Source organism: Streptomyces sp. NPDC007164, assembly GCF_040634135.1.
GTDB lineage: Bacteria > Actinomycetota > Actinomycetes > Streptomycetales > Streptomycetaceae > Streptomyces > Streptomyces sanglieri.
Genome location: NZ_JBEYFB010000043.1, coordinates 51,850 through 60,726 on the forward strand (window position 1 = coordinate 51,850; position 8,877 = coordinate 60,726).

Below are 8,877 nucleotides of genomic sequence, written 5' to 3' on the forward strand. Positions count from 1 at the left end.
CATGACGACGACTCTGCCCAAGGCTCACTCCTCGATCGTGGAGGCGACGGAGCTGCCACGCATCATCAAGGTGACCGACAACCTCTACGCGGCGGCCTTCAGCCTGATGAAGCTGCTGCCCGCCCGCTACATACTCGACCGGGCCGAGGCCGCCGGCCTGATCTCCCCGGGCACCCGGATCATCGAGACCTCCTCCGGCACCTTCGCCCTGGGCCTGGCCATGGTCTGCCGGCTGCGCGGCTACCCGCTGACCATCGTCGGCGACTCGGCGATCGACCGGGACCTGCGCACCCGGCTCGAAATGCTCGGCACGACGGTGGAGATCGTCGAGCACACCGGCCAGCCCGGCGGCATCCAGGGCGCGCGCCTCGCCCGCGTGGCCGAGCTGCGCCGGCAGCACCCGGACGCCTTCGTCCCCGGCCAGTACGACAACCCCGACAACCCGGGCGCGTACGGCGTCGTCGCCGACCTGATCGGCAACACCGTCGGCGCCGTCGACTGCCTGGTGGGCCCGGTCGGTTCGGGCGGCTCCACCGGCGGACTCGCCGCCGCGCTGCGGCAGACCGGCCCCGCACTGCACCTGGTCGGCGTCGACACCCAGGGCAGCATCATCTTCGGCAGCCCGGACGGACCGCGCATGCTGCGCGGGCTCGGCAGCAGCATCCACCCGGGCAACGTCAAGCACGCCTCGTACGACGAGGTCCACTGGGTCACCGCCGCCGAGGCGTTCCACGCCACCCACGAGCTCTACCGCGCACACGGCCTGTTCATGGGCCCGACCAGCGGCGCCTCCTTCCAGGTGGCCTCCTGGTGGGCCGAGCAGAACCCGGGGAGCACCGTCGTGATGGTGCTCCCCGACGAGGGCTACCGCTACCAGTCCACCGTCTACAACGACAGCTGGCTGAACGAGCAGGGGATCGTCCCCGCCCCCGCCGTCGACGGCCCGCTCACCGTCGAGCACCCGCTGGACGCCCCCGCCGCCTGGTCCCGGCTGCTGTGGGCCCGCCGCGGCTTCGACGACGTGGTGATGCCGGTGGTCGGCTCATGAACGAGCACCTGCTGCTCCTGGTGGAGAGCAACACCACCGGCACGGGACGGCTGTTCGCCGCGCGCGCGGCCGAACTCGGCGTGGTGCCCGTGCTGCTGTGCGCGGACCCGGACCGCTACCCGTACGCCGCCGAGGACCGGCTGCGGACGGTCGTCGTGGACACCTCCGACGAGGCCGCGCTGTGGGCGGCCGTGCGGAAACTGGAGGACGAGGCCGCCGTCGCGGGCGTCCTGACCAGCTCCGAGTACTACGTGCCGACCGCCGCCGCACTGGCCTACCGGCTCGGCCTGCCCGGCCCGTCGGCCGAAGCCGTACGTGCCTGCCGCGACAAGGCCGAACAGCGCCGGATGCTCACCGACGCGGGCGTCGGATCGCCGGACTTCGCCGTCGTCCGCGAAGTCACCGGCGCACTCGCCGCGGCCCGCTCCATCGGACTGCCCGTGGTGGTCAAACCCGTGCAGGGCTCGGGGAGCCTGGGCGTACGGCTCTGCACGGACCTCGACGAGGTCGCCGAGCACGCCGGGACGCTGCTGGCCGCCACCGTGAACGAACGGGGCATCGCCGCACCCAGCCGGATCCTGATCGAGGAGTACCTGACCGGACCGGAGTACTCCGTCGAGGTGTTCGGCACCGACGCCGTCGTCACCGTCGCCAAGCACGTCGGCGCGCTGCCGGTCTTCGTCGAGATCGGCCACGACGTGCCGGCCGCGCTGCCCGGCGAACAGGAGATCGCCCTGCGCGAGTCGGCGGTACGCGCCGTGCGGGCGCTCGGCCTCGGCTGGGGAGCCGCCCATGTGGAGCTCCGGCTGACCGGGCCCCGGACCGCCCGGGTCATCGAGGTCAACCCCCGGCTGGCCGGCGGCATGATCCCCGAACTGGTCCGCAGGGCCTGCGGGATCGACCTGGTCCGCGCCCAGGTGCTGGCCGCGCTCGGCACCGCCCCCGAACTGGAACGCGGCGGCTACGCCCGCGCCTCGATCCGGTTCCTCACCGCGGAACAGGACGGCATCCTCGCCCACTCCGCCGCACTCACGGAAGCCATGGCCAGGGCCCGCACGGTCCCGGGCGCCGTCGAAGCGGTGCTCTACCGCGCCCCGGGCGAACCCGTCGGTCCCGCCGAGGACTTCCGGGGCCGCGTCGGACACGCCATCGCCGTCGCCGACCGCTCGGTACGGGCGGCCGAGGCCGCCGACCGTGCCGTCGCGCTGCTCGGCGAGGCCGTGACCTACGCGGATCTGCACACAGAGGAGGCATTCGCATGACCGCAGCGACCGCGAACGGCGTCGACACCGGCCGGCTCAAGGCCGCGCTCGACGCCGAGGCGCACCGCATCGTCTACGACCAGTACCTGCCGGACACCGAGGACGGGCTCGGCGAGGAGCTGCGCCGCATCAGCGAGGTCGACCGCGCCCACCTGATCATGCTCACCGAGCGCGGCATCGTGGACGCCGACCGGGCCGCCGCCCTGCTGAGCGCCGTCGAGGAGCTGCGCGCACAGGACTTCGCACCGGTCAGGGCCACCCCGATGCCGCGCGGCGTCTACCTCGCCTACGAGGGACACCTCATCGGGAAGCTGGGCGACGAGACCGGCGGCATCCTGCACACCGGCCGGTCCCGCAACGACCTCAACGCCACCACCACCCGGCTCAAGACACGCGGCCCCTACCTGGCCCTGCTCGACGCGGTCGACCGGCTCGCGGGGGTGCTCCTGACGAAGGCGGAGGAGTACCGCGACGTGGTCATGCCCGCCTACACCCACGGCCAGCCGGCCGTGCCGATCAGCTACGGCCACTACCTCGCCGGTGTCGCCGGCGCGGTGCTGCGCGCGTACGAGGCGCTGCTGGACGCCGGCCGCCAGCTCGACGTCAACCCGCTGGGCGCCGGCGCGATCGGCGGGACCTCCGTACCCATCGACCCCCGCCGCACCGCCGAACTGCTCGGCTTCAGCTCCGCCGCCCCCAACTCGGTCGACGCGGTGGCCTCCCGGGACTTCGTACTGGACCTGCTGTCCGCGTCCGCCGTCCTCGGCGTCACGCTGGCCCGGGCCGGGCGGGACCTGAGCACCTGGACCTCGGAGGAGTTCGGGCTGCTGCGGGTGGGCGACACCCTCGTCGGCTCCAGCTCGATGATGCCGCAGAAGCGCAACCCGTTCCTCCTCGAACACATCCAGGGCAGGTCCACCGCGAGCCTCGGCGCCTTCGTCGGCGCGGCGTCCGCGATGACCACCGGCGGCTACACCAACGCCATCGCGGTCGGCACCGAGGCCGTACGGCACCTCCGGCCCGGACTGAGCAGCACCACCGACGCGGTGACGCTGCTGAGCCTGGTGGTGGCGGGCACCGAACCGGAACGCGAACGCATGACGGACCGGGCCGTGGACGGCTTCACCTCGGCCACGTACCTGGCGGAGCGGCTCGTCCTGGACGGGACACCGTTCCGGGCCGCGCACCATCTGGTCGGCGAGACCGTGCTCGGAGCCCTGGAATCCGGCCGCTCGCTGGTGGACGCGGCCCGCTTCGCCGCGGTGGACGACGGCGGACTGGCCCCCGACCGGGTCGTCGAGGCATGTGCCCACGGCGGCGGACCCGGCGCCACGGCCGACGGGATCCGCGCCCTGAACGCCCGACGGGACGCGCTGAAGGCCGAGTCGGCCGAGCGGCGCACCCGCTGGTCCGACGCAGCCGCGCTGCTGGCACGCGCCGTGGCCGAGGCGGTGACGTCATGTCGGCCCGAGTGACCGAACGCGCCCAGGGCAAGGAGGACGAGCGGCCGCCGCGCAGCGGACTTGTGCGCCACCACGACTTCCGGCTGCTGTGGCTCGGCGAGACGACCAACCGCGTCGGGATCAACATCACCGGGGTCGCCATGCCCCTGGTGGCCGTGGTGACGCTCGACGCGAGCACCCTGTGGGTGAGCGTGCTGGCGGCCGCCCCCTGGCTGCCCTGGCTGCTCATCGGCCTGCCCGCCGGTGCCTGGGTGGACCGGATGCGGCGCCGGCCGATCATGCTGATCTGCAACGTGGTCCCGCTGGTGCTGCTCGCAAGCGTTCCGCTGGCCGGCTGGCTCGGGGTCCTGACGATGACCCAACTGCTGGCCGTGGCACTGATCAACGGCTTCGCCGCGGTGTTCTTCGGGATCTCGTACAAGGTCTACCTGCCCTCCATCGTCGGACCCGAGGACCTCCAGGAGGCCAACGCCAAACTCCAGGGCAGCGAGTCGGTGGCCCAGGTCGCGGGGCTCGGCGGTGGCGGCCTGCTCGCCCAGGCGTTCGGCGCCGCCTCCGGTCTCCTCGTCAACTCGGTGACGTTCCTCGTCTCCGCGCTGTGCCTGCTCGGCATCCGGAGCAAGGAACCGCTCCCGGAGAAACCCGAGCGGCACCGGGCGCTGCGACAGGACATCAAGGAGGGCCTGCACTACACCTTCAAGGACCCCTACCTGCGCGTCCTCACCCTGTACGGCACCGCCACCAATCTGCTGCTGACGGCCGAGGCGGCGATCCTGCCGGTCTTCATCATCCGTGAGCTCGGGGTACCCGAAGGCGCCACCGGCTGGCTCCTCGCGTCGAGCAGCATCGGCGGGATCCTCGGGGCCACCACCGCGAAACGGCTGATCGCACGGTTCGGATCGGCCCGCGGACTGCTGGTCGCCACCATCGCCAGCGCCCCGTTCGCCCTGCTCATCCCGCTGACAAGGATGGACTGGACCCTGTCCGCACTGGTGGTCGGCAGTGCGGTCCTCTCGCTCGGCGTCGTACTCGCCAACGTGATCCAGGGGGCGTTCCGCCAGCGCTACTGTCCGCCCCAGCTGCTCGGCCGCGTCTCGGCCAGCGTCTCGGTCGCGAACTTCGGCGCCATTCCCTTCGGTTCACTGCTCGGCGGGATCCTCGGCACCGCCCTCGGCCTGCGGCCCACCCTGTGGCTGCTCACCGCGGGACTCGCCCTGACCCCGCTGCTCCTGCTGATCGGGCCGCTGCGCCGGAGGCGCGACCTGCCGGTCGCGCCGGCCACGCCGTGAGACCCGACTCGCCTGTCACTCTCGTACGAACAGGAGAGACCCCGTGGAACAAACCCTGCCGTGGGTCGTCCGTGAGCTGCCACCCCCTGGCTCGCTCGACCTCTGGCTCCTGAGGGTCTCGGATGTCCCCATCGGCATCCTGGACGAACAGGTACTCGACGCGACCGAGCGTCAGCGTGCCGCCACCCTCATGCACGCAGCCGACCGGACCCGGTTCACGGCCGCGCATGTCGCCCTTCGCCGGCTGCTCGGCTCGTACCTGAGCCTGCGCCCCGAAGAGGTCCACTTCGGCCGGGACACCTGCCCCTGCTGCGGCGGACCGCACGGCCGGCCCACCGTGCTCGACGCCGACGACCGGCTGTTCTTCTCGCTGTCCCACCGCGGCGATCTCGCCGTCGTCGGAACCGCGGCGGCCCCCATCGGGGTCGATGTGGAACTGGTGCCGGACGAGGACGGCACCGCCGACCTCGCCGCGATGCTGCACGTGGACGAGCAGGCCGAACTGGCGGCGCTGAGCCCGCCGGCCAGGCCCCGGGCCCTGGCCCGGCTGTGGACCCGGAAGGAGGCCTACCTCAAGGGCCTCGGCACCGGTCTGGGCCGCGACCCCTCGCTCGACTACGTCGGCTCGGGACGCCCCGAGGGCCCGTACCCGCCGTCCGGCTGGACCCTGCTCGACGTACCGGTGGACCGGGGCTACGCGGCGGCGGTGGCGGTACGGGGCGAGCTGACCGTGGAAGGCCCGCTCGTCCGCAGGCTCGCCGGACTCGACCTCGTACGGCACACCTGCGACGCCCTCCAGACGGAGAGAACCCCGCCCTGACCGCCCGTCGGGTCCGCCGGGTGCACCGATGCGGTGATCACCCGGCGGCGGGCACGCACCACCCGGCCGCTCCCGCCGCGGCTGCCGATCACCGCAACGTCCTCGCCAACATCCCTACGGACTTTTGGAACTGACGATGTCAAACGCTGTGCAGCAGGCCCCCGCGGCCCTCCTCCCGCAAGTGCTGCCCCGCACCACCGGGCAGCCCGACCCCGGCGCCGAGCACGTGACGGGCGCCCAGTCCCTCATCCGCTCGCTGGAGGAGGCCGGCGCGGACACCGTGTTCGGGATCCCCGGCGGCTGCATCCTCCCGGCGTACGACCCGTTGATGGACTCGGACCGGGTCCGCCATGTGCTGGTCCGACACGAGCAGGGCGCCGGGCACGCGGCCACCGGTTACGCGCAGGCCACCGGCAAGGTCGGGGTGTGCATGGCGACCTCGGGGCCGGGCGCCACCAATCTGGTGACCCCGATCGCGGACGCGTACATGGACTCCGTGCCGCTGGTCGCGATCACCGGCCAGGTCCCCTCCGCCGCGATCGGCACGGACGCCTTCCAGGAGGCGGACATCGTCGGCATCACCATGCCGATCACCAAGCACAACTTCCTGGTCACGAACGCCGACGACATCCCGCGCACGGTCGCCGAGGCGTTCCGCATCGCCTCGACCGGCCGCCCCGGACCGGTGCTCATCGACATCACCAAGGACGCCCTCCAGGCGGCCACCACCTTCCGCTGGCCCACGACGACGGACCTGCCCGGCTACCGCCCGGTCACCAAGCCGCACGCCAAACAGATCCGCGAGGCCGCCCGGCTCATCAGCGCCGCCGGCCGCCCGGTCCTCTACGTCGGCGGCGGGGTGCTCAAGGCACGGGCCACCGCCGAACTGCGCACCCTGGCCGAACTGACCGGGGCCCCCGTGGTCACCACCCTGATGGCGCTGGGCGCCTTCCCGGGCAGCCACCCGCAGCACGTGGGGATGCCCGGGATGCACGGGGACGTCGCGGCGGTCGCGGCGCTGCAGAAGGCCGACCTGATCGTCGCCCTCGGAGCCCGCTTCGACGACCGCGTCACCGGAAAGCTGGACAGCTTCGCCCCGTACGCCAAGGTCGTCCACGCCGACATCGACCCGGCGGAGATCGGCAAGAACCGGGTCGCCGACGTGCCGATCGTCGGCGACGCCCGCGAGGTCCTGGCCGCCCTGACCGCCGCCGTGCGCGGGGAGCGGGAGGACGGCCACGTCGGTGAGGCCGCCCGAACGGGATACACAGCGTGGTGGCGGGACCTGAACCACTGGCGGGCCACCTACCGGCGCGGCTACGAACTGCCCGCCGACCCGGGCCTCCTCTCCCCGCAGCAGGTCATCGAGCGGATCGGCCTGCTCGCGCCCGAAGGAACGCTGTTCGCCTCCGGTGTGGGGCAGCACCAGATGTGGGCGGCGCAGTTCCTGCCGCACGAGGAGCCGGGCACCTGGTTCAACTCGGGCGGCGCCGGAACGATGGGGTACGCGGTCCCGGCGGCGATGGGCGCCAAGGCCGGCCGGCCCGACCGGACCGTCTGGGCGATCGACGGCGACGGCTGCTTCCAGATGACCAACCAGGAGCTCACCACCTGCGCGCTCAACAACATCCCGATCAAGGTCGCGATCATCAACAACGGCGCGCTCGGGATGGTCCGCCAGTGGCAGAACCTCTTCTACGGAGCACGGTTCTCCAACACCGTGCTGCACGACGGCGCCACCAACGCCACCACCGGATCGACCCGCGGAGTGGGATCCGCCGCCAACCACGGCACCCGCGTCCCGGACTTCGTCCAGCTCTCCGAGGCGATGGGCTGTGTGGGCCTGCGCTGCGAGAACCCCTACGAGCTCGACGCGATCATCGACAAGGCCAACGCGATCAACGACCGCCCCGTCGTCGTGGACTTCATCGTCCACGAGGACGCGATGGTGTGGCCGATGGTCCCCGCCGGCACCTCCAACGACGACATCATGGCCGCACGCGACGTACGCCCCGAATTCGGCGACTCCGCGGACGACTGAGAGGACCCTCTGACATGTCCCAGCGCACGCTCTCCGTCCTGGTCGAGGACACGCCCGGCATCCTGGCCCGTGTCGCCGCCCTGTTCTCGCGCCGCGGCTTCAACATCGACTCGCTCGCGGTCGGCACCACCGAACACCCGGAGCTCTCCCGCATCACCATCGTCGTCAGGGTCGACCACGAACTGGCCCTGGAACAGGTGACCAAGCAGCTCAACAAGCTGGTCAACGTCCTGAAGATCGTCGAGCTGGAGGCGGACTCCGCCGTCCAGCGCGAGCTGGTCCTGGTGAAAGTGAGCGCCGGCAACGGCACCCGGGCCCAGATCATCCAGATCGCCGAGCTGTTCCGGGCCAGAACCGTCGATGTCTCGCCCGACGCCGTCACCCTCGAAGCGACCGGCTCCGGCGACAAGCTCGACGCGATGCTGCGGATGCTCGCCACCTTCGGCATCAAGGAACTCGTCCAGTCCGGCGCGATCGCGATCGGCCGCGGCTCCCGTGCCCTGGCCGACCGCTCCGCCCGCGAGGCCCGCCCGATCCGCCTCACACCGGCCACCAGCACCACCGAGGCGACGGCCGGCGCACAGAGCGCCTAGCCGTCCGCCAACCCGGCCACTCCCGTCCGCACACCCTCACGTTCCAGGAATCAAGGAGAACCACCATGCCCGCCGAGCTGTTCTACGACGACGATGCCGACCTGTCCATCATCCAGGGCCGCAAGGTCGCGGTGATCGGATACGGCAGCCAGGGCCACGCCCACGCGCTGTCGCTCCGTGACTCGGGTGTCGACGTCCGCGTCGGTCTGCACGAGGGCTCCAAGTCCAGGGCGAAGGCCGAGGAGCAGGGCCTGCGTGTGGTGACGCCGTCCGAGGCCGCCGCCGAGGCCGACGTCATCATGATCCTGGTCCCGGACCCGATCCAGGCCCAGGTCTACGAGGAGTCGGTCAAGGACAACCT

Annotated in this window: 8 protein-coding genes; all 8 read left to right on the plus strand. The window is 72.1% G+C overall.

Features of this window, described 5'->3' with window-relative positions:
* Position 1 precedes the first annotated feature (1 nt).
* Positions 2-1,048: a cysteine synthase family protein gene (locus ABZ622_RS33880; protein WP_360549873.1), complete on the plus strand. Its 1,047-nt coding sequence runs from the start codon at positions 2-4 to the stop codon at positions 1,046-1,048.
* Positions 1,045-2,310: an ATP-grasp domain-containing protein gene (locus ABZ622_RS33885; protein WP_360549875.1), complete on the plus strand. Its 1,266-nt coding sequence runs from the start codon at positions 1,045-1,047 to the stop codon at positions 2,308-2,310. The genes ABZ622_RS33880 and ABZ622_RS33885 overlap by 4 nt, the downstream gene beginning before the upstream one ends.
* Positions 2,307-3,785 (plus strand): argininosuccinate lyase, encoded by a 1,479-nt coding sequence (locus ABZ622_RS33890; protein WP_360549877.1) that lies wholly within the window; start codon positions 2,307-2,309, stop codon positions 3,783-3,785. The genes ABZ622_RS33885 and ABZ622_RS33890 overlap by 4 nt, the downstream gene beginning before the upstream one ends.
* Positions 3,770-5,062 (plus strand): MFS transporter, encoded by a 1,293-nt coding sequence (locus tag ABZ622_RS33895; RefSeq protein WP_360549879.1) that lies wholly within the window; start codon positions 3,770-3,772, stop codon positions 5,060-5,062. The genes ABZ622_RS33890 and ABZ622_RS33895 overlap by 16 nt, the downstream gene beginning before the upstream one ends.
* A 43-nt stretch (positions 5,063-5,105) precedes the next feature.
* Positions 5,106-5,882 (plus strand): 4'-phosphopantetheinyl transferase superfamily protein, encoded by a 777-nt coding sequence (locus tag ABZ622_RS33900; protein ID WP_360549881.1) that lies wholly within the window; start codon positions 5,106-5,108, stop codon positions 5,880-5,882.
* Between the two features lie 136 nt (positions 5,883-6,018).
* On the plus strand, positions 6,019-7,923 hold the full coding sequence (locus ABZ622_RS33905; RefSeq protein ID WP_360549883.1) for an acetolactate synthase large subunit: 1,905 nt from the start codon (positions 6,019-6,021) through the stop codon (positions 7,921-7,923).
* Between the two features lie 14 nt (positions 7,924-7,937).
* Complete coding sequence (ilvN, locus tag ABZ622_RS33910; protein WP_360549885.1) at positions 7,938-8,516, plus strand: acetolactate synthase small subunit; 579 nt, start codon at positions 7,938-7,940, stop codon at positions 8,514-8,516.
* Positions 8,517-8,581: 65 nt separating this feature from the next.
* The coding region (locus tag ABZ622_RS33915) for an NAD(P)-binding domain-containing protein (protein WP_360549887.1) at positions 8,582-8,877 on the plus strand (296 nt) is incomplete at its 3' end.

Coding starts and splice junctions, on each gene's coding strand:
- ABZ622_RS33895 (WP_360549879.1), top strand. CDS start 3,770: ATGTCGGCCCGAGTGACCGAACGCGCCCAGGGCAAGGAGGACGAGCGG.
- ABZ622_RS33890 (WP_360549877.1), top strand. CDS start 2,307: ATGACCGCAGCGACCGCGAACGGCGTCGACACCGGCCGGCTCAAGGCC.
- ABZ622_RS33880 (WP_360549873.1), top strand. CDS start 2: ATGACGACGACTCTGCCCAAGGCTCACTCCTCGATCGTGGAGGCGACG.
- ilvN (WP_360549885.1), top strand. CDS start 7,938: ATGTCCCAGCGCACGCTCTCCGTCCTGGTCGAGGACACGCCCGGCATC.
- ABZ622_RS33885 (WP_360549875.1), top strand. CDS start 1,045: ATGAACGAGCACCTGCTGCTCCTGGTGGAGAGCAACACCACCGGCACG.
- ABZ622_RS33905 (WP_360549883.1), top strand. CDS start 6,019: ATGTCAAACGCTGTGCAGCAGGCCCCCGCGGCCCTCCTCCCGCAAGTG.